Source organism: Hydrogenophaga sedimenti, from assembly GCF_051857515.1.
GTDB lineage: Bacteria > Pseudomonadota > Gammaproteobacteria > Burkholderiales > Burkholderiaceae_C > Hydrogenophaga.
This window is the reverse complement of the sequence record NZ_JBPZHA010000006.1, coordinates 23366-48247: the sequence shown is the minus strand read 5'-3', so window position 1 is coordinate 48247 and position 24882 is coordinate 23366. Positions and strand designations below refer to the sequence as shown.

Genomic DNA, 24882 nt, shown 5'->3' with positions numbered 1-24882 from the left:
GCGGCTTTCGGAACCGTCGCGCTTATTTGCGCAGGCTGTCGCGGATTTCGCGCAGCAGGACGACGTCTTCGGCCGGGGCGGCGGGCGCTGCCGGGGGGGCTTCCTTCTTCATGCGGTTCATCTGCTTGACCAGCATGAAGATGACGAAGGCCAGAATGACAAAGTTCAGCGCGATGGTGATGAAGTTGCCATAGGCCAGCACGGCTCCGGCTTTCTTGGCTTCTGCCAGCGGAAGACCGGCAGCCTGTCCGGCCAGCGCAATGTAGTAACTCGAAAAGTCGAGACCACCGAACAGTTTGCTGATCACCGGCATGATCACGTCGCCGACCAGCGAATCGACGATCTTGCCGAAAGCGCCGCCGATGATCACGCCGACCGCGAGATCCATCACGTTGCCCTTGAGGGCAAATTCCTTGAACTCCTGCATCATTCCCATGAGATTCTCCGTTGGTTGCATTCGTCCCAATGCGCATGACATTGGGACTCGATATAGGCAAAAGGGATTCTCTCACGGAACACATTTGTATTACCGTGACCTGACGGACAGGGGGTATCCGGCCGTCCGCGAAATCGCAGGCGTGGTGCGGCGGTCAGGGGTGTCAAATCGGCTGTAACGCTCCGGTACAATGCAGGGTTGACCCTAGTGGGCCCACCTCTCGAACCCTCATTGAAAGATCCCCATGAGTGAAGCAACCGTCCCGGCGCCTGTGGACAGCAGCCGCCGCACCTGGCTGATCACCTCCGCCGCCATGGGTGGCGCGGGAGCAGCCGCCGTCGCCGTGCCCTTTGTCTCCAGCTTTCAACCGTCCGAGCGGGCCAAGGCCGCTGGTGCTGCGGTGGAAGTGGATATCTCCACGCTGAAGCCGGGCGAGAAGCGGGTGGTGGAGTGGCGTGGCAAGCCCGTGTGGATCATGCGTCGCAGCGACGATCAGCTGAAGGCGCTGGAGAAAATCGAGCCCCAACTGGTCGACCCCAATTCCGAACGCAAGGCGGTGCCCACCCCTGAATACGCCAAGAACCGGCACCGCTCCATCAAGCCCGAGGTGTTTGTCGGCGTGGGCATCTGCACCCACCTGGGCTGCTCGCCCGGCGACAAGTTCACGCCCGGGCCCCAGCCCTCGCTGCCCGACGACTGGGTCGGCGGCTTCCTCTGCGCCTGCCACGGTTCGACCTTCGACCTGGCGGGCCGCGTGTTCAAGAACAAGCCTGCGCCGGACAACCTGGAAGTGCCCCCGCACCAGTACCTGTCCGACAACAAGCTGTTGATCGGCGAAGAAAAAAAGGCCTGACCTGCGTCCAGCAGGCAACCCGAACTCAGAGGTAATCCATGGCTGAATTCAAAGAAATTTCCCCCGACGCGCCCGTTGTAGAGAAAGTCACGAACTGGTTTGAAAACCGGCTTCCGTCGGCGTTCTACATCTACAAGCGCGACATGGCCGAGTACTACGCGCCGAAGAACTTCAACTGGTGGTACATCTTCGGCTCGCTGGCGATGCTCGTTCTGGTGATCCAGATCGTGACCGGCATCTTCCTGGTGATGCACTTCAAGCCCGACGCGTCGGTCAACTCGGCCGGTGTTCCCGTTGCTTTCGCGTCGGTCGAATACATCATGCGCGACGTGCCCTGGGGCTGGTTGATCCGCTACATGCACTCCACGGGTGCCTCCGCCTTCTTCGTGGTCGTGTACCTGCACATGTTCCGCGGCCTCATCTACGGCTCCTACCGCAAGCCGCGCGAGCTCGTGTGGCTGTTCGGCTGCGGCATCTTCCTGGTGCTGATGGCCGAAGCCTTCATGGGCTACCTGCTGCCCTGGGGACAGATGTCCTACTGGGGCGCCCAGGTGATCGTGAACCTGTTCTCTGCCATTCCCTTTGTCGGACCGGACCTGGCCCTGTTGATCCGCGGTGACTTCGTGGTCGGCGATGCCACCCTCAACCGCTTCTTCAGCTTCCACGTGATTGCCGTGCCGCTGGTGCTGCTGGGTCTGGTGGTGGCCCACCTGATGGCGCTGCACGATGTGGGTTCGAACAACCCCGATGGTGTCGAGATCAAGGCTGGCCCGAAGGGCAACCGCTGGTCGGTGTCCGCGCCTGCCGATGGCGTGCCGTTCCACCCGTACTACACGGTGCACGACATCTTCGGCGTGTCGATGTTCCTGATGGTGTTCTCCGCCATCGTGTTCTTCGCACCGGAGCTCGGCGGTTACTTCCTGGAGTACAACAACTTCATCCCGGCCGATCCGCTGGTCACGCCGTTGCACATCGCCCCGGTCTGGTACTTCACCCCGTTCTATTCGATGCTGCGTGCCATCACCAGCCAGATGATGTACGCCTTGATTGCCTGCGTCGTGCTGGGCGCTGCCTACGCGGCCTTCAAGTCCAAGCTGAGTGGCTTCTTCAAGCTGGCTGCCGTGGGCGCCGCTGCCGTCACGGTTCTGCTGATGCTGGCCATCGACGCCAAGTTCTGGGGTGTGGTGGCCATGGGTGGCGCGGTCGTCATCCTGTTCTTCCTGCCCTGGCTGGACCACAGCCCGGTCAAGTCGATCCGCTACCGTCCGAACTGGAACAAGTGGCTGTACACGGTGTTCGTGATCAACTTCCTGATCCTGGGTTACCTGGGTGTCCAGCCTCCGTCACCGGTGGGTGGCCTGGTGTCTCAGGTGGGCACGCTGTTCTACTTCGGCTTCTTCCTGCTGATGCCCTGGTGGAGCCGCCTGGGCGAGTTCAAGCAGGTGCCCAGCCGTGTCACCTTCAAGCCCCATTGAGCGACATCCGGAGAACCAAAAGATGAAAAAGATCCTTCTGGGCCTGATGCTGGCCATGGGTTTGAATGGGGCAGTGCTGGCCTCTGGTGCCAGCTTCCCGCTGGACAAGGCACCGCAGCGCACCAACGACATGGCGGCGCTGCAGAATGGCGCCAAGCTGTTCGTCAACTACTGCCTGAGCTGCCATTCGGCTTCGTTCATGCGCTACAACCGCCTGCGCGACATCGGCCTGACCGACAAGCAGATCGCCGAGAACCTCACGTTCGCCACCGACAAGATCGGTGACACGATGAAGGCGTCGATCGATCCGAAGCAGGCCAAGGCTTGGTTCGGCGCGAACCCGCCCGACCTGACGCTGGTGGCCCGTTCGCGTGCCAGCGGTGCCGGCAGCGGTGCCGACTACATCTACACGCTGCTGCGCAGCTACTATCGCGACGAAGCCAAACCCACGGGCTGGAACAACCTGGTCTTCCCGAACATCGGCATGCCCCATCCGCTGTGGGAACTGCAGGGCGAACGCAAGCCCGAGTTCGAGAAGGTCGAAAGCCACGGTCAGGAAGAACACCACTTCAAGGGCTGGACACCGGGCAAGGCCGGCATGATGAGCCAGGAAGAGTACGACCAGAACGTGGGCGACCTCGTGGCCTACCTGCAATGGATGTCGGAACCTGCCCAGAACAGCCGCGTGCGTCTGGGTGTCTGGGTTCTGCTGTTCCTGGCGGCATTCACTGTCGTGGCATGGCGTCTGAACGCGGCGTTCTGGAAAGACGTCAAGTAATTTGTTGACCGGCGTTCCGGCCTTTCAAGGGCGGGAGCGCTCCGGACTTTTCACAGTGGTTTGTGGTTCCGCGCCAGCGCGGCCATGCAAACCACTGTTTTGTATTTAGGAGACTCCGACATGATGGTCCTGTACTCGGGCACAACCTGCCCTTATTCCCACCGTTGCCGCTTCGTCCTGTTCGAAAAGGGCATGGACTTCGAAATCCGCGACGTGGACCTGTACAACAAGCCCGAGGACATCAGCGTGATGAATCCTTACGGGCAGGTGCCGATCCTGGTCGAACGCGACCTGATCCTGTACGAGTCCAACATCATCAACGAGTACATCGACGAGCGCTTCCCGCATCCGCAGTTGATGCCTGGCGACCCGGTGGACCGTGCCCGCGTGCGCCTGTTCCTGCTGAACTTCGAGAAGGAGCTGTTCACCCACGTCTCCGTGCTCGAGTCGCGCAGCAGCAAGGGCAACGAGAAGGCTCTGGAAAAGGCGCGAGCCCACATCCGTGACCGCCTGACGCAACTGGCCCCGGTGTTCCTGAAGAACAAGTTCATGCTGGGTGACAACTTCTCCATGCTCGACGTGGCCATTGCCCCGCTGCTGTGGCGCCTGGATTTCTACGGCATCGAGCTGAGCAAGAATGCAGCGCCGTTGCTCAAGTACGCCGAACGCATCTTCTCCCGTCCCGCCTACATCGAAGCGCTGACGCCTTCGGAAAAGGTGATGCGCAAGTAAGTCACTGGAAGCCTCATGACGCGCGACGACGATCAGGAACCGACCTCGACCCGCCCGTACCTCATTCGTGCCTTGCACGAATGGTGCACGGACAACGGGTTCGCGCCCCACATTGCCGTGAGCGTGGACGCGTCGGTCAGGGTGCCGGTCGAGTTCGTGCGCAATGGCGAGATCGTGCTGAACGTCGGGTTCGAGGCGACCAACGGACTGCGGCTTGGAAACGACTTCATTGAGTTCAAGGCCCGCTTTGGCGGGGTGGCGCGCGAGGTCGTGGTCCCCGTGACCCACGTGACCGCGATCTATGCGCGGGAAAATGGCCAGGGCATGGCCTTTCCCCCGCCGGATCCTGTGGCGAACACGATGCAGGAGTTCGTGCCGGAGGAAAACGAGGTGGACGTGCCGTCGTCTGGCGACCTTCAGGACAGAGCGCCCCTGCGTCCTGTCCCATCGGCCGCAGAACCATCGCCATCCCCCGATGGCCCCGAGCCACCGGGCAACGGCCCGGGACGCGGCGGCAACCGGCCGCAGCTCAAACGCGTCAAGTAGAATTTTGCCCTCACGTGCCGCTTTAGCTCAGTTGGTAGAGCACTCGCCTTGTAAGCGATAGGTCGTCTGTTCGAGTCAGACAAGCGGCACCAGATTGTTGGCAAGTTGCGGCGGTGTCGCCGCTCAGCGTTGCGGCGACTGGATTTTCAGCCGGATCGAGAGAACCTGTGTGCCGTTCTCGGTCAGCCGCTTCTGGATGGCTGGCAGCAGCTGGCGCAGTTTGGTGGAAGCGGCGGCGCTGCCGACCAGCAGACACCACTCGCCGTCGCCAATCGGTCCCGCCTGGATCTGCTTGTGCAGCATGGCCGGAATCAGCGGCTTGACCAGTTCCAGGCAGGCGCGCGAGACACGAATGCGTTCCTGCAACGCCGCCAGATTGGGCGCAGCCCCGACAGCCTGTTCCAGGCTGAACACGGTGTGTTTTCGTGGAACGGTGGTCATGGGACGAACGATGCAGGCGGCCCAGGGCCGTCGGGAAAGGTGAGAAGTGCACATCATTATCACGGACGCATGGTTGGCCAAGAGCAAGGCCCTCCATCTCAGCGGCCTCAAGCTGGCACTCTCCGGTGTGCTGGCCAGCCTTCTGCTGATGCTGGGGGCGGTGGCGGCCTACCACTGGGTGTTCCTGCATGGCGTCCGTCAGGGATGGCCAGGCTTCGAGTCGGTGGCCCGCATCGTCACGCAGGGCGAGGTCGACTCCAAGGATCTGTACATGCGCGAGAACCTCTCGGCCATGGCGCGCAAGCTCGGGGAAATGCAGGCGCGCATGATGCAGATCGAGTCGCTGGGTGAACGCGTGGCCGGCCTTGCTGGCATGAAACCCGAAGAATTCAAGGCATTGCCCGGCTCTGGCGGAGCCCTGGTGTCAGGCCGTGAGCCGACGCTGGACGAACTGATGAAAGCGATGGAGCAGCTCGACCGTGCCAGCGGGGCGGGTGTCGACTGGCTCACGGTGGTCGAGTCCCGCCTGTTTGACCAGCGCATCCAGCAGACGCTGGTGCCGACGGAGGAGCCGGTGTCTGGCGGACGGATCGGTTCTCCCTTCGGTTTTCGCATCGACCCCATCACCGGTCGAACGGCGTTGCACACCGGCCTGGATTTTCCGGCCGACACCGGAACCCCGATCGTGGCCGCCGCCGGCGGTGTGGTCGTGGTGCAGGATCTCCATCCGGCCTACGGGAACATGATCGAGATCGATCACGGCAACAACATCATCACCCGCTACGGCCACACCTCGAAGGTGTTCGTGAAGAAGGGTGACATCGTGAAACGGGGTCAGAAAATTGCCGAAGTGGGTTCGACCGGTCGCTCGACCGGGCCGCACCTGCACTTCGAGGTCTGGGTCTCCGGGGTGGTGCAGGACCCTGCGCGCTTCCTCGCCGCGGGCGAGACGCTGGCTGCCGCGCAACTGGTGCAGCCCGGCCCCCGGCGCAAGCCCTGATGAGCGACCCGGGCCGCCGGGTAAAATTGCTGTTTTGCTCTTGAAACAGCAGCGTTTGCCAGCACCTCGCTGGTGCCGGGTTCAGCCGTTTCGGCTGCCAGGAGTTGTTCGACTTTTTCGCCTGCCCGGGCTCATGTCCGGCGCCTGCTCGCACCTATGGCCACAAACTTCCTCACCAAGCTCTTCGGCAGCCGCAATGACCGCCTGCTCAAGACCTACCGCAAGACGGTGGAGCGCATCAATGGTCTCGAGCCCCAGTACGAGAAGCTCAGCGACGAAGAGCTGAAGGCGCAGACCGAAATCTTCAAGCGCCGCGTGGCCGAGGGCGCCACGCTGGACTCGATTCTGCCCGAGGCCTTTGCGGTCGTGCGCGAGGCCAGCAAGCGCGTGATGAAGATGCGGCACTTTGATGTGCAGCTGGTGGGTGGCATCGCGCTGCACTCCGGCAAGATCGCCGAAATGCGCACGGGTGAGGGCAAGACCCTGACCGCGACGCTGCCGGTCTACCTCAATGCGCTGTCCGGCAAGGGTGTGCATGTGGTGACGGTCAACGACTACCTGGCCAGCCGCGATGCGCAGTGGATGGGGCGCCTGTACAACTTCCTGGGCCTGACCGTCGGCATCAACCTGCCGCAGGCGCCGCGCGAAGACAAGCAGGCAGCGTACGGCTCGGACATCACCTACGGCACCAACAACGAATACGGCTTCGACTACCTGCGCGACAACATGGTCCACGAGGCCAATGACCGCGTGCAGCGTGGCCTGAATTTCGCCATCGTCGACGAGGTGGACTCGATCCTGATCGACGAGGCCCGCACACCACTGATCATCAGTGGCCAGGCCGAGGACCAGACGCCGGTGTACACCGCCATCAAGCAGCTGGTGCCGCACCTGACCCGCCAGGAAGGCGAAGCCGATCCGCGCACCGGCGAAGGCGTCACCAAGCCCGGCGACTTCACGGTCGATGAGAAGGCGCACTCGATCCACATGACCGAGCAGGGCCATGAAAACGCGGAGCGTCTGCTGAGCCAGGCCGGCCTGCTGCCCGAAGGCGCGTCGCTGTACGACCCCGCCAACATCGCGCTGATGCACCACATGGTGACTTCGCTCAAGGCACATCACCTGTATCACCGTGACCAGCACTATGTGGTGCAGGACGGCGAGATCGTGATCGTCGACGAATTCACCGGTCGCCTGATGTCGGGTCGCCGCTGGAGCGATGGCCTGCACCAGGCGGTGGAAGCCAAGGAAGGCGTGGCGATCCAGCCGGAAAACCAGACCTTGGCCTCGATCACCTTCCAGAACTATTTTCGCCTGTACACCAAGCTCTCGGGCATGACCGGCACCGCCGACACCGAAGCCTACGAGTTCCAGGAAATCTACGGTCTGGAGACGGTGGTGATTCCGCCCAACCGGCCGAGCCAGCGCACCGACCAGCTCGACCGCGTCTACAAGACGACGAAAGAAAAGTACGTCGCTGCGATCCAGGACATCCGTGAATGCCACGAGCGTGGCCAGCCGGTGCTGGTGGGCACGTCGTCGATCGAGAACTCGGAAATCATCGCGCAACTGCTGGTGGCCGAGAAGCTGCCGCACGAAGTGCTCAACGCCAAGCAGCACGCCCGCGAGGCAGACATCATCGTGCAGGCCGGGCGCCCGGGCGCGATCACCATCGCCACCAACATGGCCGGCCGCGGCACCGACATCGTGCTCGGTGGCAACCTCGAAAAGATGGTGGCGGCGGTCGAAGCCGACGAGTCGCTGGACGAGGCCGCCAAGGCGCAACAGGTGCAGGCTCTGCGCCAGCAGTGGCAGGCCGACCACGACAAGGTCAAGGCCCTGGGTGGTCTGCGCATCATCGCGACCGAACGCCACGAGAGCCGCCGCATCGACAACCAGCTGCGTGGCCGCTCGGGCCGCCAGGGCGATCCGGGTTCGTCCCGCTTCTATCTGAGCCTGGACGATTCGCTGATGCGCATCTTCGCTGGCGACAAGGTGCGCGCCATCATGGACCGTCTGAAGATGCCCGAAGGCGAGGCGATCGAAGCAGGCATGGTCACGCGCAGCATCGAGAGCGCACAGCGCAAGGTCGAGGCACGCAACTTCGACATCCGCAAGCAGCTGCTCGAATACGACGATGTGTCCAACGACCAGCGCAAGGTGATCTACCAGCAGCGCAACGACATTCTGGATGCACAGAGCCTGCGCGCGCAGATCGATTCGCTGCGCGACGGTTGCATGACCGATCTGGTGCACCAGTTCGTGCCGGAAGGCAGCGTCGAAGAGCAGTGGGACCTGCCGGGGCTGGAGCGCGTGCTGCGCGAAGAATGGGGCATTGACGTGCCGGTCGCCAGCTGGGTGTCGTCGTCCGAATCGGTCGAGGTGGACGACATCGCCGGACGCGTGCTGGCCGCCGCCAAACAGGCGTTCGACGACAAGGTGGCGCTGGTCGGTGACGAGAACTTCACCCAGTTCGAGCGCATGGTGCTGCTGCAGACCATCGACAGCCAGTGGCGCGATCACCTGTCTGCGCTGGACTACCTGCGCCAGGGCATCCATCTGCGCGGCTATGCCCAGAAGCAGCCCAAGCAGGAATACAAGCGCGAGGCTTTCCAGCTGTTCGGGCAACTGCTCGACAGCGTCAAGAACGACGTGACGCGCGTCCTGATGAATGTCCGCATCCAGTCGCCCGAGCAAGTGACCGAGGCGACCGAAGAGCTGGAGGCACGTGCCGAGCACATCGCCAACGTGACCTACACGGCGCCGACCGAGACCGGCGAAGCCGAGACGGTCACCGACCCCGCCACGGTGGTGGCCGAGGTGCCTCGCGTGGGCCGCAACGACCTCTGCCCTTGTGGCAGCGGCAAGAAGTACAAGCATTGCCACGGCGCGCTGACCTGATTGGAGATTGAAGACATGGCTGTGAACTACACCGCTCCCCAGGCCCAGGATTTGTTGCCGGTGGCCGGCGTTCGCATCGGCGTGGCGGAGGCTGGCATCCGCAAGGCCAACCGCAAGGACCTGACGGTGTTCCTGCTCGACGAGGGCAGCGTGGTCGGTGCGGTGTTCACGCAGAATCGCTACGCGGCCGCGCCGGTGCAGGTGTGCCGCGAGCACCTGTCGGTCGGGCAGGGCATCCGTGCGATGGTCATCAACACCGGCAACGCCAACGCGGGTACCGGCGAGCCGGGACTGGCCAATGCCCGCCAGACGGCGCAGGCACTCGCGCTGGCCCTGAACGTGAAGCACGAGCAGGTGCTGCCGTTCTCCACCGGGGTGATCATGGAGCCGCTGCCGCTGGACCGCCTGCTGGCCGGCCTGCCCGCGGCACTGGGTGACGCAGGCAGCGCCGACGGCGCTGCGGGCGCCCAGTGGCTGAAGGCGGCCGAAGGCATCATGACCACCGACACCCTGCCCAAGGCCATCAGCCGCAAGGCCGTGGTCGGTGGCAAGACAGTGACGGTCAGCGGCATTGCCAAGGGCGCGGGCATGATCCGCCCCAACATGGCGACCATGCTGGGTTTTGTGGCCACCGATGCCGCGGTGGCTCCGGCGCTGATGAATGGCCTGGCCAAACGGCTGGCCGATGCATCGTTCAACCGCGTGACGGTCGACGGCGACACCTCGACCAACGACTCCTTCGTCGTCGCTGCGACCGGCAAGGCAGGCAATGCGACGGTCACGGACCTCGAAAGTGCCGATGCTCTGGCCCTGCTGGCCGCCATGACCGAGGTGGCTCAGTTTCTGGCCCACGCCATCGTGCGCGACGGTGAAGGTGCGACCAAGTTCATCACCGTGCGCGTCGAGGGTGGTGCAAACAGCGACGAGTGCCTCAAGGCTGCCTATGCCGTGGCACATTCGCCGCTGGTCAAGACGGCGTTCTTCGCCAGCGACCCGAACCTGGGCCGCATCCTGGCGGCGGTGGGCTATGCCGGCATCGGTGATCTGGACGCCACGAAGATCGAACTCCATCTGGGCGATGTGCACGTCGTCAAGCAGGGTGGACGCAACCCGGCTTACCGCGAAGAAGATGGCCAGCGCGTGATGAAGGCGGCGGAAATCCTGGTGCGCATCGGGCTCGGTCGTGGCGACGCGACCGAAACGGTGTGGACCTGCGACTTCAGCCACGACTACGTGACCATCAACGCCGACTACCGTTCATGAACGAGCAGTTCGAGCGCTTGCTTCAACGGGCCGAACAACTCATCGGCCGCATCGAGGCAGTGTTGCCCCAGCCGCTGGGAGCGCCCGACTGGAGCGCATCGGTGGCGTTTCGTTACCGCAAGCGCAGCAGCGGCCACGGTGTGCTGGAGCCGGTGCGTCATGTGGCCGTGATGCAACTGGCCGACCTGCAGGAAATCGACGGCCAGAAGGACAAGATCCAGCGCAACACGCTGCAGTTCGTGCAAGGCCTGCCGGCCAACAACGTGTTGCTGACCGGGGCGCGTGGCACCGGCAAGTCGTCGCTGGTGAAGGCATGCCTGAACGAATACGCGCCGCAGGGCCTGCGCCTGATCGAAGTGGACAAGGCCGATCTGGTGGATCTGCCGGACATCGTCGATGTGGTGGCTGACCGGCCTGAGCGCTTCATTGTGTTCTGCGACGACCTCAGTTTCGAGGACGGCGAGGCGGGCTACAAGGCGCTCAAGTCGATCCTCGATGGCAGCGTGTCTGCGGCCGGCCAGAACGTGCTGATCTACGCGACCAGCAACCGCCGCCACCTGCTGCCCGAGTACATGAAGGAAAACCTTTCCTACACCCACACACCCGATGGCGAGGTGCATCCGGGCGAGGTGGTGGAAGAGAAGATTTCCCTGTCGGAGCGGTTCGGTCTCTGGGTGAGTTTCTACCCGTTCAGCCAGGACGAATACCTGACCATCGTCGCCCAGTGGCTGGCCTCGTTCGGCGTGCCCACTGCCGACATTGATGCAGCGCGTCCCCAGGCGCTCGTCTGGGCGCTGGAGCGCGGCTCGCGCAGTGGGCGGGTGGCCTACCAGTTCGCACGCGATTTCGCGGGCTCCCACCGCAGCGGCGCATGAGCCGGCCGGAATCCGTGCTGGTCGTGGATGGCGGCGGTACGCAGGAGAGCGCATCGCCCCGTCCTGTCACCGAAGTGGCGGTGGGCATCCTGATCGATCGTGAGGGGCGCTATCTGCTGACCTCGCGGCCAGTGGGCAAAGCCTACGCCGGCTACTGGGAGTTTCCGGGGGGCAAGCTGGAGGCCGGCGAGTCGGTGGAACAGGCGCTGCGCCGGGAACTGCAGGAAGAAATCGGCGTGACCATCGGCGAGGCACCGGTGTGGCGCGACGCGATGGTGGACTATCCACATGCTCTCGTGCACCTTCAGTTCTGCAAGGTGACCGCATGGAGCGGTGAGTTGCACATGCGCGAAGGACAGAGCCACTGCTGGGAGCGGCTGCCAGTGACTTGCGCGCCTGTGCTGCCAGGGACGGTTCCGGTGCTGGCGTGGCTGGCCGAAGAAGCCTTGGCGACCGGCGGGCAGGGCTGATCAGCCCTGCTCGAAGTCGGGCGTTTTGTCTGGTGCCTGCTCGGGCACCTTGAACTGTTCACTGGCCCAGGCACCGAGGTCGATCTGCTTGCAGCGCTCGCTGCAGAACGGACGGTAGCGGTTGGCCGGTGCGTACAGGCTCGGGCCGCCGCAGGCCGGGCATTTGACCTGTTTCAAGGTGGTCGTCACGGGGCCGTTCCTCAGGTGCAGAGCGTCAGTTCGAACGCCGCATCTTCACCGGCCGGATGCAGCCGCTCGTCGTCGCCCAGTCGCAACAGGCGAACGGACAACATCAGACGGTTGCCGCTGATTTCCGGGATCAGTTCCAGGCGCGGATCGATGGCCAGCCTCAGCAGCTGGTAAGTGCGCCCCTGGGGCAGGTTTTGCTGGAACTGCCCGCCCGGAGCGACCACTTTGTGCGGCGACCCGGAGTCGCGCATCATCTTCATCAGCAGCGCAATGGCCTCGGCCAGCGGCACCAAGGTCTGTACCCACCGCTGCAGGTCGGCCTGCCGGCGCTGGGGTGCCTGGTGTTGCCAGTGGAAATAGGCCGGCAGATCAAATTCGCAGGTACCGCCCGGGATGCCGATGCGGCTGCGGATGGCCATCAGCCAGTCGTTTTCCGTCAGGGGCTGGCCGGTCTTTCCCGCCATCGCGTTGAGCTGGGAAAAACTGTTGTCCAGTTGCCCGATCACCTCGTCCAGCACCTTCTCCGAGATGGCCGGGTTGCCGCGGTAGCTGTTGAGCTGGATGCGGTGCCGATCAATGTCCTTGAGCACGTCGGACTTCATGTCGGCGCGCGACGCCACATCCATGATCTCGAAAATCGACTGGATGGCGAAGTGGTGATCCATCGGATCGGCGCGGGACATCAGATCGGACAGCCGGTTGAACAGATGTTCCAACCGGAGGTAGGTCCGGACGCGCTCGTTGAAAGGGTATTCGTACAGGATCACGGGAGGTAGGGGCGCGGAAGGGCGTTCGCGGGCCTGAACATCATAGCCCCAACTGTCTGACCAACCCGAAGACCAGGGTTCGCAGCGTGTCCAGATCGATGCCGTCGTTGCAGAGCACCATGTCTGCGGCGGCCAGTCGCCTGGCGCGTGTACTTTGCTGACTGACCACGCTTTCCACCTGCTGGAGAGACCATCCGTTGCGGACCATCACGCGATCGATCTGTGTTTCCACCGTGCAATCGACCACCATGACGCGGTCCAGCAGGTGCCGCCAGTGAGGCGACTCCACCAGCAACGGAATGTCGAAGACGGTGAGTGGCGAGGCCGATGCCGCCGCCTGGCGGCGAATTTCCTGCTGCACCAGGGGATGGACGATGCTCTCCAGTGCCTGCCGGGCCTGTGGGTGCGCGAAAACGTGCTCCCGCATTTTCGTCCGGTCCATCGCCCCATCCGCCTGGACGAATTCCGCACCGAACCGCGCTGCGATGGCTGGCATCGCAGAGCCGCCCGCCAAGGTGCTGCGTCTGGCAATGTCGTCGGCGTCGATGAGAACGGCACCTTGCTGGACCAGCATCTTGGCCACCGTGCTCTTGCCGCTGCCGATGCCCCCCGTCAGACCCAGCCTGATCATGGCGGGTTTCAGAGGCCGATGATGGCGAGGATCGCTCGCGGTCCGAAGAACAGCGACGTCAACCCTGCAAGCGCCAGGAACGGACCGAACGGCACATACCCGCCCTCCCGCAGTTGCGAGAACACCTTGATGCCGATGCCCACGATCGCACCGATCACGGAGGCCATCAGGATGATGGGAATCAGTGCCTGCCAGCCAAACCAGGCACCCAGGGCGGCATACAGCTTGAAATCACCGTAGCCCATGCCTTCTTTGCCGGTGACTAGCTTGAAACCCCAGTACACCAGCCAGAGGGAGAGGTATCCAGCCACCGCACCCCACAAGGCACTGGGCAGATTGGTGGCGGTCACCCCCAGCGCCGCAGCGCACAGACCTGCCCACAAAAAGGGCAGCGTGATGTCGTCCGGCAGCAAGGTGGTGTCCCAGTCGATGAATGTCAGCGCGACCAGACAGGCCGCGAACCCACACCAGGCCAAGGCTTCCGCCCCGATGCCCCACTTCCAGCCACACCAGGCAAACAGGAACCCGGTCAGACACTCGATGGCTGGATAGCGGACACTGATGGGCGTTTTGCAACCGGAGCACTTGCCGCCGAGCACCACATAGCTGGCGACGGGGATGTTCTCAAACCAGCGGATCTGATGGCCGCACTGCGGGCAGCGGGAACGCGGCACCATCAGATTGAACCGCGGGGCGTCCACATCCGGCCCCGGTGGTGTGCCTTGCAGTTCGGCGCATTCGGCAGCCCATCTCATCTCCATCATCTTCGGCAGACGATGGATGACCACGTTCAGGAAGCTGCCCACCAGCAGCCCCAGCGCACCCAGCGGCAGCGCGTCCAGCAAGCTTGCCCAGCCGATCAAACCACTTGACCCAGCTTGAAGATGGGCAGGTACATCGACACCACGATGCCGCCGATGATCGTGCCCAGCACCACGATGATGATGGGTTCCATCAGGCTGGACAGGCCGGCAACCATGTCGTCAACCTCTGCTTCGTAGAAATCGGCCGCCTTGCCCAGCATGTGGTCGATCGAGCCCGATTCTTCCCCGATCGCGCACATCTGCAAAACCATGGACGGGAAGAGGTTCGCGTTGGTCATGGCATTGGTGAGGCTGGTGCCAGTCGACACTTCCTGCTGAATCCGTTCGGTGGCCGACTGGAAGACAGAGTTGCCGGAGGCCCCTCCGACCGAATCCAGCGCTTCCACCAGAGGAACGCCGGCAGCAAACATGGTTGCAAGCGTGCGGGTCCAGCGGGCAATCACGGATTTTTCGATCAATGGGCCAAAGATCGGAATCTTGAGCAACAGGCGGTCCATGAACATCTGGACCTTCTCATTGCGCTTCCATGCCTGCATGAAGAAGTACGCACCTCCACCCAGCCCCCCGAAAATGAGCCACCAGTATTTGGTGAAGAACTCGCTCATCCCGATGACGAACAGGGTGGGTGCTGGCAGCTCGGCACCGAAAGAAGAGAACACCTCCTTGAACGAAGGGATCACGAAGATCATGATCACCGCCACCACGACAAACGCCACGATGATCACGGCGATGGGATACATGAGCGCCGACTTGATCTTGGACTTCAGTGCTTCGGTCTTCTCCATGTAAGACGCGAGACGGTCCAGCAACTCCTCCAGAATACCGGCCGCCTCGCCAGCTTCCACGAGGTTGCAGTACAGGCTGTCGAAGTACAGCGGGTACTTGCGAAATGCAGAACTCAGTGATGTGCCGGTTTCGACATCCGAGCGGATGTCGTTGAGCAGCTTGGACAGACTGGGGTTCGGATTGCCGCGGCCGACGATGTCGAAGGCCTGCAGCAGCGGAACCCCGGCTTTCATCATCGTCGCCAGCTGGCGCGTGAAGATCGAGATGTCCTTGGGCTTGATCCGCTTGCCAGAACGTAGGCGGCGCTTCTTGACCTTGGTGACGATGATCCCCTGGCGCCGCATCGCTGCGAGCACCTGGTTCTCGCCAATGGCACGGGTCTCGCCCCGGACGGACTTGCCGTTGCGATCTTTCCCCTCCCACTCGAACACGAAGTCCGACGGTTTCTTGGTTGCTGCGGTGGCCATGTGATCCTCGTTTTCTGGCTCAGGTGGCGACTTACTCGTTGGTGACGCTGAGCACTTCTTCCAGAGAAGTCGTTCCCTGTTTGACCTTCAGCAGGCCTGATTCGCGCAACGTCCTGACTCCCTCGCGCCCGGCTTGCTGTGCGATGTCCAGCGCGCTGCCGCCCTTGAGGATGATGCGTTGGATTTCCTCCGAGATGGGCATCACCTGATAGATGCCCACCCGACCCTTGTATCCATTGTTGCAGGCCGAACAGCCCACGGGCTTGTAAGGGGTCCAGCTGCCGTCAAGCTCTTCGGCCTTGTAACCGGCATCCAGCAACGCCTTGCGCGGCACGTCCAGCGGTGCCTTGCAGTTGGCGCACAACCGGCGCGCCAGGCGCTGTGCCGTGATGAGGATCACGCTGGACGCGATGTTGAACGTGGGGATGCCCATGTTCATCATTCGGGTCAAGGTGGTCGGCGCATCGTTGGTGTGCAGGGTGGACAACACCATGTGGCCCGTCTGCGCTGCCTTGATGGAAATGTCGGCCGTCTCGAGGTCGCGGATTTCACCGACCATGATCACGTCGGGATCCTGGCGAAGGAAGGCTTTGAGCGCCGCCGCGAACGTCAGACCAGCCTTCTCGTTCACGTTGACCTGATTCACTCCCGGGAGGTTGATTTCAGACGGGTCTTCCGCCGTCGAAATGTTGATGCCCGGTTTGTTCAGCAGGTTCAGGCAGGTGTAGAGCGACACCGTCTTGCCGGAGCCAGTCGGTCCGGTCACCAGCACCATGCCGTAGGGTCGCGAGATGGCTTCCATCAGGCGTTCTTTTTCCTCGGGTTCGTATCCGAGGGCGTCGATACCGACCTTGGCGCTGCTCGGGTCCAGGATACGGATCACGATCTTTTCGCCAAACAGGGTCGGCAAGGTGCTGACGCGGAAATCGATCACGCGGTCCGGACCCACCTTGAGCTTCATCCGGCCATCCTGCGGCACCCGCTTTTCGGAGATGTCCATGCGCGAGATCACCTTGATCCGCGATGCCAGCTTTTCCTTGATGGCAATGGGGGGTGAAGCAATTTCCCGCAGCTCGCCATCGATGCGGAATCTGACGCGGTAGGTGTGCTCGTATGGTTCAAAGTGCAGATCGGATGCCCGCATGTTGAAGGCATCCAGGAGCATCTTGTGCAGGAACTTGACGACCGGCGCATCGTCGACCTCCGACGGGGCGTTCTTGTCCACATCGGTCGTTGCGGCGTCGGCGTCCAGCTCATCGAACTCGAATTCGCCGCCGATGATGTTGTCCATCGCCTCGGTGGCGGTGGTGGACTGAGCGTCGACCAGCTTGCTGAGCTTGTCGTATTCGGCGATCACCCAGTCGACACCGAGCTGGGTGGCGAACTTGATTTTCTCGGCGGCCTGCTGGTCGGCCGGATCCGCCGTGGCCACGAGCAGGCGGTTGTTGCGCTTGCTCAGGACGACGATTCGGTAGTCGCTGCAGATCTTCGCGTCGAGAAGGCCCTTGGGCAGACGCTGAACATCAATGGCATCCAGGTCCAGCAAAGGCGCTGCAAACGCCACCGACATGGTGTGGGCCAAGTCGGTCGGGGAAACTGCGCCGGAGCCCGTCAGCTCTGCAATGAAGCTGGTCCGTCCGCTCTGGGCTTTCTTGTAAAGATCCTCGGCGGCCTTCTGGCCCAGCTTTCCCGCGGCCACCAAGGCGCGACCCAAGCCGGGCAGGGCCATGGATGGGGTGTCGGAGAGGGCCGTGTCGACAGATGCCATAAACGCGTAATCTATCGTAAATCAACGACTTGGAAGACACAATTCACCCAAACTGTGTCGAAAACCGGCATTCCGGCGGAGGCAGCGTTGTAGGAAGGTGTCGTTCGACCCACGAAGCCGGCGTCGCCGGGGCAGGGAAGACCATCTGAATGGTCGGGGTGAGAGGATTCGAACCTCCGGCCTCTACGTCCCGAACGTAGCGCTCTACCAGGCTAAGCTACACCCCGACATGCACACGGGCATGGCCCGCACGATGCGTTTTGAACTTCAGGAGCGTCGCTCCAACAGATCAGCCGCCAATTGTAGCAAAGCTGAGCTGTAGTGATTGGACGGCAAGCGTTCGGCCGCTTTCATGGCCCGTTGTGCCTCGGCATAAGCGCTGACCCGAGCGGCCTCCAGGGCGCCTGTTTCGCGAATGATCTGGAGGATGTCGTCCATGTGTTCGAGGTCGCCGTCCACGATGGCGTCATTCAGCAAGGCCTTCTGCGAAGGATTGGCTTTTCGCAGGGCGCAGATGATGGGTAGTGTGACTTTGCCTTCGCGCAGATCGTCGCCCAGGTTCTTGCCCAGTACGTTGGCCGAGCCCTCGTAGTCCAGCACGTCATCGATCACCTGGAAAGCCGTTCCCAGCGCCTGACCGTAAGTGGCACAGGTCTGCTCAATGTCCGGCGCAGCACCGCACAGGATGGGCGCCAGCCTTGCCGAGGCTTCGAAGAGCTTGGCTGTCTTGGACCGGATGACACGCAGGTAGGCGGTCTCGTCCAGCGAAGGATCGTGCATGTTCACCAGCTGCTGGACTTCACCTTCTGCAATGACATTGGTGGCGTCCGACAGCACTTGCATGACCCGCATGTTGTTGACGTCCACCATCATCTGGAAGGCGCGGGAGTACAAAAAATCTCCAACCAGCACGCTGGGTGCATTGCCAAACCGCTCGTTGGCGGTCGGGCGCCCGCGGCGCAAGGTGGATTCATCGACCACATCGTCGTGCAGCAGGGTGGCGGTATGAATGAACTCAACCACCGCGGCGAGTGTGTGGCGATGCGGGTGCAGGTTCTCCAGCGCGCCACTGACCAGCAGCAGCAGGGCAGGGCGCAGTCGCTTTCCACCCGCGGAAATGATGTATTGGGAAACTTCCTTGACCAGCGGGACATCGGATGTCAGTCGTTCGCTGATGACTTGGTCGACCACCTGCATGTCCGGCCGGATCAGGTCAAGTGGGGAGTCGAAGGTAACACTGGAGGTGGTCAAGATGCTGATACCGGGAATCGGCCTAGGAAGCGCTGCGCGAATTATAGGAACGACGTGTTCGGGGCTGTGCTTGCGGGAGAAGTGGTCGTGGGATGAGGCCCCTGAATCCAACAGGATTTCGCTGCTCCGCCGTGCGACTTGAAGGATCTTCCATACCATGATAGAATCCTTGGTTCGGCGGAAGTCCGTCTGCCGAGTTCCCGGGCAATGTCTGCCGGGACAACTTCACGAGGTTCCTATGTACGCGGTCATAAAAACCGGTGGCAAGCAGTATCGCGTTGCCGCTGGCGAGAAAATTAAAGTAGAACAGATTGCTGCGGAAGTGGGCCAGGAAATCGTGATCGATCAGGTTCTGGCTGTCGGCAACGGCACCGAACTCAAGGTCGGCACGCCCCTGGTCTCTGGCGCAACGGTCAAGGCCACGGTGGTGGCGCATGGTCGGCACGACAAGGTGCGTATCTTCAAGATGCGCCGTCGCAAGCACTATCAGAAGCGCCAAGGTCACCGTCAGAATTTCACCGAGCTGCAGATCGCTTCGATCGCTGCCTGAGGAGTAATTTGAAATGGCACAGAAAAAAGGCGGCGGCTCTACGCGAAACGGGCGCGATTCCAAGCCAAAGATGCTTGGCGTGAAGGCCTTCGGTGGTGAGCTGGTCAGCGCCGGTTCCATCATCGTGCGCCAGCGCGGCACCAAATTCCACCCCGGCACCAATGTCGGCGTGGGCAAGGATCACACCTTGTTTGCCACGGTGGACGGTCATGTGACCTTCGCCACCAAAGGCGCACTGAATCGCCAGACCGTGAGCATCACCCCCGTGTGATGCGGTGGCCCCCGGGCCGCTGACCGGATGGCATCATCCCTTTGGAAAGGCCCGCCGCACGCGGGCCTTTTCTGTTTGATTTTTCGAAAGCACGGATCATGAAGTTTGTGGACGAAGCCACGATCGATGTCGCCGCGGGCGATGGCGGCAACGGCTGCGCGTCGTTCCGCCATGAGAAGTACAAGGAGTTTGGCGGACCCGATGGCGGTGACGGTGGCCGTGGTGGTCACGTCTACGCACTGGCCGATGCCAGCCTGAATACGCTGGTGGATTTCCGCTACACGCGCCATTTCGAGGCGCAACGCGGGGAACACGGCAAGGGCTCCGACATGTTCGGCGTCAAGGGCGACGACATCACGCTCAAGATGCCTGTCGGCACCATCATCACCGACGCCGAGACGGGAGAGGTGCTGTTCGAGTTGCTCAAGCCGGGCGAGCTGATCACCATTGCCAAAGGCGGTGACGGTGGCTTCGGCAACATGCACTACAAGAGCTCGACGAACCGTGCGCCGCGCCAGAAGACGCCGGGCTGGCCGGGTGAGCACCGCTCGCTCAAGCTTGAGCTCAAGGTGCTGGCCGACGTGGGTTTGCTGGGCATGCCCAACGCCGGCAAGTCCACGCTGATTGCGGCGATCTCGAATGCGCGCCCGAAGATTGCCGACTATCCGTTCACCACGCTGCACCCCAATCTGGGTGTGGTCCGTGTCGGGCCGGAGAAGAGTTTCGTGGTGGCCGACGTTCCCGGACTGATCGAGGGTGCTTCCGAAGGCGCCGGTCTGGGACACCAGTTCTTGCGCCATCTGCAGCGCACCCGTCTGTTGCTGCATCTTGTGGATGTGGCGCCTTTCGACGACAGTGTCGACCCGGTGCAGCAGGCCAAGGCCATCGCGGCCGAGCTCAAGAAGTTCGATCCCGAGCTGTACGCCAAGCCTCGCTGGCTGGTGCTCAACAAGCTGGACATGGTGCCGGCCGAAGAGCGTGAAGCGCGTGTGAAGGACATCGTCAAGCGTCTGAAGCACAAGGGGCAGGTGTTTGAGATTTCCGCGCTGACCCGCGAAGGGTGTGAGTTCCTGGTGCAGAAGATCTATGCGCACATCGCCAAGGTGCACGAGGACGCCCAGGCCCCGGTGGAAGTGGACCCGCGCTTTGCCGGCAACGAACAACAACCTGATTGAACAACACGGCCCGATCGCCATGGCAGAAGTGGAAAGTCCTGTGAACGCTCCGATCAACGACTCTGGTGCGGTACCCCAGGTGGTGAAGACCGCCCGCCGCATCGTGGTGAAGGTGGGCTCCAGCCTGGTGACCAACGAGGGGCGCGGGCTGGATGAGGCCGCGATCGGTCACTGGAGCCAGCAACTGGCTGCGCTGGTGCAGCAGGGGCGTGAGCTGATCATGGTCAGCAGTGGCGCTGTGGCTGAAGGCATGAAGCGCCTGGGATGGTCGTCGCGTCCGAAGGAGATTCACGAGCTGCAGGCCGCGGCCGCGGTGGGGCAGATGGGTCTGGTCCAGATGTACGAGACCAAGTTGCGGGAATGCAATGTGGGCAGTGCCCAGGTGTTGTTGACCCATGCCGATCTGGCCGACCGCGAGCGCTATCTCAATGCGCGTTCCACCCTGCTGACGCTGCTGCAACTGGGTGTGGTTCCCGTGATCAACGAGAACGACACGGTGGTCAACGACGAGATCAAGTTCGGTGACAACGACACGCTGGGCGCACTGGTGGCGAACCTCGTGGAGGCCGACGTCCTGATCATCCTGACGGACCAGAAGGGCCTGTACACCGCCGACCCGCGCCGCGATCCCTCGGCCACCTTCGTGCACGTGGCGCGTGCGGGCGATCCTCAGCTGGAAACCATGGCCGGCGGCGCCGGCTCGGGCATCGGCAAGGGCGGCATGATCACCAAGATCCTGGCGGCCAAGCGGGCTGCGGGATCCGGGGCATCCACCGTGATCGCCTGGGGCCGCGAGCCTCAGGTGCTGCAGCGGCTGTGTGAAGGCGAAGCGATCGGTACTTGCCTTGTGGCGCAGACTGCCAAGCAGCAGGCACGCAAGCAATGGATGGCCGATCACCTGCAGATGCGCGGGGCTGTGGTGGTGGACGACGGCGCCGTGGTCAAGATCGTGGGCGAGGGCAAGAGCCTGTTGCCGATCGGCATGACCGAGGTCACCGGCGAGTTCTCCCGTGGCGATGTGATCGCGGTGCGCGACCCGATGGGCAACGAAATTGCCCGCGGCCTGGCCAACTACGCCAGCTCGGAAGCCCGGTTGCTGTGCCGCAAGTCGTCGGCCGATTTCGAACGCCTGCTGGGATATGCCGCGGAGCCGGAGATGATCCACCGCGACAACCTGGTGTTGTCCAAGGTCTGATCCTGGCCGGATCAGACCTGCTTGTTGCGACCGTCGGTGGCCTGAAAACCGGCCTGCGGGTCCGGATCGAACATCGCCCCCGGCGGTAACTCCATGCCCGAGGCGTTGAACAAGGCGCTGGGTGCGCAGGCCGCCGGATGCTCCTGTCCACGCGGGCGGTTGCCAGTGCGCAGGTACCGGTTGCGGTTTTCGTTGCGCGGCAGGTACCGGGCCAGTTCGGTCAGCGCCATTTCATAGACGCCGCGCTTGAACTCGACCACGACATCGAGCGGTACCCAGTAGTCGTTCCAGCGCCAGGCATCGAACTCGGGATGGTTGGTGGCGCGCAGGTTCAAGTTCCAGTCCTGCGCGACAAGGCGCAGCAGATACCAGATCTGTTTCTGACCTTTGTAGTGGCCGCGCGCATCCCTGCGGATGAAGCGGTCAGGCACTTCGTAGCGCAACCAGTCCCGCGTGCGGGCAACGATGCAGACGTGTTCGGGCTTGAGGCCCACTTCCTCATGCAGCTCGCGGAACATGGCTTGTTCGGGAGATTCCCCGCGATCAATGCCACCTTGCGGAAACTGCCAGGAGTGCGAGCGGATGCGCTTGCCCCAGAACACCTGGTTTCTCTGGTTGAGCAGAATGATGCCGACATTGGGCCTGAAGCCTTCTCTGTCAAGCATAATCAACCCCAAATTTTTGAACTGTCTGGATTATGCATCGCGCATGACAGATTGCGTACCGATTGAGCAATGCCGGCGGCCCAACGCCGGGTAAATACCGATCGGTGGCGCTGCAGGTTCTGTCCCGTCTCCCATTCTGTCCCTTGCCTCCTGGCCGCCACCGGCGGCGGTTTGCCCATGAAAGCCTCCCAGTTCCTCATCACCACCCTCAAGGAAGCACCCGCCGATGCGGAAGTCGTGAGCCACCAGCTCATGACCCGTGCCGGCATGGTCCGCAAGCTCGGCGCCGGCATTTACAACTACATGCCCATGGGCCTGCGCGTGATCCAGAAGGTGGAAGCCATCGTGCGCGAGGAAATGAACCGCGCGGGCGCCGTCGAGATGACGATGCCGGTGATTCAGCCCGCAGAGCTGTGGCAGGAAACCGGCCGCTTCGAGAAGATGGGCCCCGAGCTGCTGCGCATCAAGGACCGCCACGACCGCGACTACATCGTCCAGCCAACCAGCGAAGAAGTAGTGACCGACGTGGCGCGACAGGAACTGCGCAGCTACAAGCAGCTGCCGAAGAACCTGTACCAGATCCAGACCAAGTTCCGCGACGAGCGCCGTCCGCGCTTCGGCCTGATGCGCGGGCGCGAGTTCATCATGAAGGACGCCTATTCCTTCGACCGCGACGAGGCCGGTGCCAAGGCCAGCTACGAGGTGATGGCCGCGGCTTACCGCCGCATCTTTGACCGTTTCGGCCTGACCTACCGTGCGGTGGCGGCCGACAGTGGTGCCATCGGTGGCGACCTCAGCGAAGAATTCCAGGTGATCGCCGCCACCGGCGAAGACGCGATCGTCTACTGCCCGAACAGCAACTACGCGGCCAACATGGAAAAGGCCGAGGCGCTGGCGCCCGCGGGTCCCCGTCCGGCGCCCGCGAACCCCATGACCAAGACGCCGACGCCGGGCAAGAGCACCTGTGCCGATGTGGCTGAGTACCTGGGCGTGCCGCTGTCCACGACCCTCAAGTCGCTGGTGCTGGCCACGGACGAACTCAACGACGCGGGCGAAATCGTCAAGAGCCAGGTCTGGTTGCTGCTGCTGCGCGGCGATCACGCCATGAACGAGGTCAAGGTGAGCAAGGTGCCCGGGCTGGACAAGGGCTTCCGCTTTGCGAGCCTGCCCGAGATCGACACCCATTTCGGCTGCAAGCCGGGTTACCTGGGGCCGGTCGGTCTCAAGCAGCCCCTGAAGATCGTGGCCGACCGCGAAGTGGCGATGATGGCCGACTGGATCTGCGGCTCCAATGAGCCCGATTTCCACACCACGGGTGTGAACTGGGGTCGCGACCTGCCCGAGCCCGATCTGGTCGCCGACCTGCGCAACGTGGTCGAGGGCGATCCGTCGCCCGACGGCAAAGGTGCGCTGGCGATCGAGCGCGGCATCGAGGTTGGTCACGTGTTCTATCTGGGCACCAAGTACAGCAAGGCCATGAACGCGACCTTCCTGGACACCGACGGCAAGCCCAAGCATTTCGAGATGGGCTGCTACGGCATCGGCATCACGCGCCTGCCGGCGGCCGCCATCGAACAGAACCACGATGAGCGCGGCATCGTCTGGCCCGACGCCATCGCGCCGTTCACCGTGGTGGTCTGCCCGGTGGGGGCTGACCGCAGCGAGGCCGTCAAGGCCGCGGCCGACGGGCTCTATGCCGGCCTGCTGGCCGCGGGTGTGGACGTGATCCTGGACGACCGGGGCGAACGCCCGGGTGCCATGTTTGCCGACTGGGAACTGATCGGTGTGCCGCACCGCGTGACCATCGGCGACCGGGGTCTCAAGGAGGGCATGGTCGAGTACCAGCACCGCCGCGATGCTGCCGCCACCAAGGTGCCGGCGGATGAGGCGCTGGCCTTTGTGCGGGGCCGTCTGGGCGCGTGAGTCTCGATCGGTCGGTGATGGATCGTCGGCAATGCCTGCTGCGTGCGGCAGCGCTGGGCACGGCGGGCTGGCTGGGCACCGGCGCGGTGCACGCGGGTGGCCAGGTCGAGGAGCCGCTCGCCGATTCGGTGCGCACCGCCCTGGCCTCGGCCATTGCCAACAGCGCGCCGCCCGTGCCCGAATTCACCGACACCGAAAAGCGCCTGGCCTATCTGCGCTGGCTGGGCTCGATGAGCGACCGGTTGCGGCACAAGAAGCCGGATTTCCAGACCCGCATCGATTTCCTGCAAACGGTCTGGTACGAGACTCGGCGCGCCGGGCTGGACACCACCATGGTGATGGGCCTGATCCAGGTCGAGAGCGCGTTCCGCAAGTTTGCGATCTCGCGGGTTGGCGCGCGGGGTTACATGCAGATCATGCCGTTCTGGTCGCGCCTGATCGGTGACGGTGACCCGTCGCGGCTGTTCCACATGCAGACCAACATCCGCTTCGGTTGCGTGATCCTGCGCCACTACCTGGATCTGGAGCGCGGCAACGCCTTCATGGCGCTGGGTCGTTACAACGGCAGCCGCGGCCGGTCGGAGTACCCCAACGCGGTGTTCGCCGCCGCCCGCAACTGGGTGCCTCCGGGCGTCTGAGGGCTTTCGCGG

Annotated in this window: 26 protein-coding genes and 2 tRNA genes; 17 read left to right on the top strand and 11 right to left on the bottom strand. The window is 63.1% G+C overall.

What is annotated here, in order from left to right; all coding sequences use genetic code 11:
• Positions 1-22 precede the first annotated feature (22 nt).
• On the bottom strand, positions 23-436 hold the full coding sequence (mscL, locus tag ACS5NL_RS11375; RefSeq protein ID WP_439353903.1) for a large conductance mechanosensitive channel protein MscL: 414 nt from the start codon (positions 434-436) through the stop codon (positions 23-25).
• 244 nt (positions 437-680) lie between these two features.
• Here mscL and petA point away from each other — a divergent pair, with 244 nt between their 5' ends.
• The 6 genes from petA to ACS5NL_RS11345 all read left to right on the top strand — a co-directional run bounded on the left by petA (position 681) and on the right by ACS5NL_RS11345 (position 4912).
• Positions 681-1289 carry a ubiquinol-cytochrome c reductase iron-sulfur subunit gene (petA, locus tag ACS5NL_RS11370; RefSeq protein WP_439353902.1) on the top strand — a complete coding sequence of 203 codons (609 nt, stop codon included), beginning with the start codon at positions 681-683 and terminating at the stop codon, positions 1287-1289.
• 38 nt (positions 1290-1327) lie between these two features.
• Entirely contained in the window at positions 1328-2764 is a 1437-nt protein-coding gene (locus tag ACS5NL_RS11365) for a cytochrome b (RefSeq protein ID WP_439353901.1), read from the top strand.
• A gap of 22 nt (positions 2765-2786) precedes the next feature.
• Complete coding sequence (locus ACS5NL_RS11360) at positions 2787-3542, top strand: cytochrome c1 (RefSeq protein WP_439353900.1); 756 nt, start codon at positions 2787-2789, stop codon at positions 3540-3542.
• 120 nt (positions 3543-3662) lie between these two features.
• Positions 3663-4274, top strand: a complete 612-nt coding sequence (locus ACS5NL_RS11355; protein WP_066152914.1) for a glutathione S-transferase N-terminal domain-containing protein — start codon at positions 3663-3665, stop codon at positions 4272-4274.
• Between the two features lie 15 nt (positions 4275-4289).
• Positions 4290-4820, top strand: coding sequence for a ClpXP protease specificity-enhancing factor (locus ACS5NL_RS11350; protein WP_439353899.1), 531 nt, complete (start codon positions 4290-4292; stop codon positions 4818-4820).
• 16 nt (positions 4821-4836) lie between these two features.
• Positions 4837-4912: transfer RNA gene (locus ACS5NL_RS11345), tRNA-Thr, on the top strand.
• Between the two features lie 31 nt (positions 4913-4943).
• Here the strand turns inward: ACS5NL_RS11345 and ACS5NL_RS11340 are convergent.
• Complete coding sequence (locus tag ACS5NL_RS11340) at positions 4944-5261, bottom strand: hypothetical protein (protein WP_439353898.1); 318 nt, start codon at positions 5259-5261, stop codon at positions 4944-4946.
• Positions 5262-5307: 46 nt separating this feature from the next.
• Between ACS5NL_RS11340 and ACS5NL_RS11335 the strand changes: the two genes are divergently transcribed.
• The 5 genes from ACS5NL_RS11335 to ACS5NL_RS11315 all read left to right on the top strand — a co-directional run bounded on the left by ACS5NL_RS11335 (position 5308) and on the right by ACS5NL_RS11315 (position 11770).
• Positions 5308-6261 (top strand): M23 family metallopeptidase, encoded by a 954-nt coding sequence (locus ACS5NL_RS11335; protein WP_439353897.1) that lies wholly within the window; start codon positions 5308-5310, stop codon positions 6259-6261.
• Positions 6262-6417: 156 nt separating this feature from the next.
• Positions 6418-9162: a preprotein translocase subunit SecA gene (gene secA, locus ACS5NL_RS11330; RefSeq protein WP_439353896.1), complete on the top strand. Its 2745-nt coding sequence runs from the start codon at positions 6418-6420 to the stop codon at positions 9160-9162.
• A 15-nt stretch (positions 9163-9177) separates the two neighbouring features.
• Positions 9178-10425: a bifunctional glutamate N-acetyltransferase/amino-acid acetyltransferase ArgJ gene (argJ, locus tag ACS5NL_RS11325; protein WP_439353895.1), complete on the top strand. Its 1248-nt coding sequence runs from the start codon at positions 9178-9180 to the stop codon at positions 10423-10425.
• Entirely contained in the window at positions 10422-11300 is an 879-nt protein-coding gene (locus ACS5NL_RS11320) for an ATP-binding protein (RefSeq protein ID WP_439353894.1), read from the top strand. Before argJ ends, ACS5NL_RS11320 begins: the two co-directional genes overlap by 4 nt.
• Positions 11297-11770 carry an NUDIX domain-containing protein gene (locus ACS5NL_RS11315; RefSeq protein ID WP_439353893.1) on the top strand — a complete coding sequence of 158 codons (474 nt, stop codon included), beginning with the start codon at positions 11297-11299 and terminating at the stop codon, positions 11768-11770. The genes ACS5NL_RS11320 and ACS5NL_RS11315 overlap by 4 nt, the downstream gene beginning before the upstream one ends.
• Here ACS5NL_RS11315 and ACS5NL_RS11310 read toward each other — a convergent pair whose 3' ends face one another.
• From ACS5NL_RS11310 to ACS5NL_RS11275, 8 genes are all read right to left on the bottom strand, one after another.
• Complete coding sequence (locus ACS5NL_RS11310; RefSeq protein WP_439354205.1) at positions 11771-11974, bottom strand: DNA gyrase inhibitor YacG; 204 nt, start codon at positions 11972-11974, stop codon at positions 11771-11773.
• The gene (zapD, locus tag ACS5NL_RS11305) at positions 11971-12726 is read right to left on the bottom strand and encodes a cell division protein ZapD (RefSeq protein ID WP_439353892.1); all 756 of its coding nucleotides are present in this window, start codon (positions 12724-12726) and stop codon (positions 11971-11973) included. The genes ACS5NL_RS11310 and zapD overlap by 4 nt, the downstream gene beginning before the upstream one ends.
• 40 nt (positions 12727-12766) lie before the next feature.
• Positions 12767-13357: a dephospho-CoA kinase gene (coaE, locus tag ACS5NL_RS11300; RefSeq protein WP_439353891.1), complete on the bottom strand. Its 591-nt coding sequence runs from the start codon at positions 13355-13357 to the stop codon at positions 12767-12769.
• An 8-nt stretch (positions 13358-13365) separates the two neighbouring features.
• The gene (locus ACS5NL_RS11295; protein ID WP_439353890.1) at positions 13366-14202 is read right to left on the bottom strand and encodes a prepilin peptidase; all 837 of its coding nucleotides are present in this window, start codon (positions 14200-14202) and stop codon (positions 13366-13368) included.
• A gap of 14 nt (positions 14203-14216) precedes the next feature.
• Positions 14217-15434 carry a type II secretion system F family protein gene (locus ACS5NL_RS11290; RefSeq protein ID WP_439353889.1) on the bottom strand — a complete coding sequence of 406 codons (1218 nt, stop codon included), beginning with the start codon at positions 15432-15434 and terminating at the stop codon, positions 14217-14219.
• A 31-nt stretch (positions 15435-15465) separates the two neighbouring features.
• On the bottom strand, positions 15466-17202 hold the full coding sequence (pilB, locus tag ACS5NL_RS11285) for a type IV-A pilus assembly ATPase PilB (RefSeq protein ID WP_439353888.1): 1737 nt from the start codon (positions 17200-17202) through the stop codon (positions 15466-15468).
• 150 nt (positions 17203-17352) lie between these two features.
• Positions 17353-17429 (bottom strand) — tRNA-Pro (locus tag ACS5NL_RS11280).
• 40 nt (positions 17430-17469) lie between these two features.
• Positions 17470-18399, bottom strand: a complete 930-nt coding sequence (locus ACS5NL_RS11275) for a polyprenyl synthetase family protein (protein ID WP_439354204.1) — start codon at positions 18397-18399, stop codon at positions 17470-17472.
• Positions 18400-18691: 292 nt separating this feature from the next.
• Here ACS5NL_RS11275 and rplU point away from each other — a divergent pair, with 292 nt between their 5' ends.
• From rplU to proB, 4 genes are all read left to right on the top strand, one after another.
• Positions 18692-19003 (top strand): 50S ribosomal protein L21, encoded by a 312-nt coding sequence (gene rplU, locus ACS5NL_RS11270; protein ID WP_374410291.1) that lies wholly within the window; start codon positions 18692-18694, stop codon positions 19001-19003.
• A gap of 13 nt (positions 19004-19016) precedes the next feature.
• Complete coding sequence (rpmA, locus tag ACS5NL_RS11265; protein WP_308326906.1) at positions 19017-19274, top strand: 50S ribosomal protein L27; 258 nt, start codon at positions 19017-19019, stop codon at positions 19272-19274.
• Between the two features lie 98 nt (positions 19275-19372).
• On the top strand, positions 19373-20449 hold the full coding sequence (cgtA, locus tag ACS5NL_RS11260) for an Obg family GTPase CgtA (RefSeq protein WP_439353887.1): 1077 nt from the start codon (positions 19373-19375) through the stop codon (positions 20447-20449).
• Positions 20450-20531: 82 nt separating this feature from the next.
• Positions 20532-21644, top strand: coding sequence for a glutamate 5-kinase (gene proB, locus ACS5NL_RS11255; RefSeq protein ID WP_439354203.1), 1113 nt, complete (start codon positions 20532-20534; stop codon positions 21642-21644).
• An 11-nt stretch (positions 21645-21655) separates the two neighbouring features.
• On the opposite strand, the gene ACS5NL_RS11250 is transcribed toward proB, so the two are convergent.
• Positions 21656-22309 (bottom strand): RNA pyrophosphohydrolase, encoded by a 654-nt coding sequence (locus tag ACS5NL_RS11250; RefSeq protein ID WP_439354202.1) that lies wholly within the window; start codon positions 22307-22309, stop codon positions 21656-21658.
• A 177-nt stretch (positions 22310-22486) separates the two neighbouring features.
• Between ACS5NL_RS11250 and ACS5NL_RS11245 the strand changes: the two genes are divergently transcribed.
• Positions 22487-24232, top strand: coding sequence for a proline--tRNA ligase (locus tag ACS5NL_RS11245; RefSeq protein ID WP_439353886.1), 1746 nt, complete (start codon positions 22487-22489; stop codon positions 24230-24232).
• Positions 24233-24249: 17 nt separating this feature from the next.
• Positions 24250-24870 (top strand): lytic transglycosylase domain-containing protein, encoded by a 621-nt coding sequence (locus ACS5NL_RS11240; RefSeq protein WP_439353885.1) that lies wholly within the window; start codon positions 24250-24252, stop codon positions 24868-24870.
• Positions 24871-24882 lie beyond the last annotated feature (12 nt).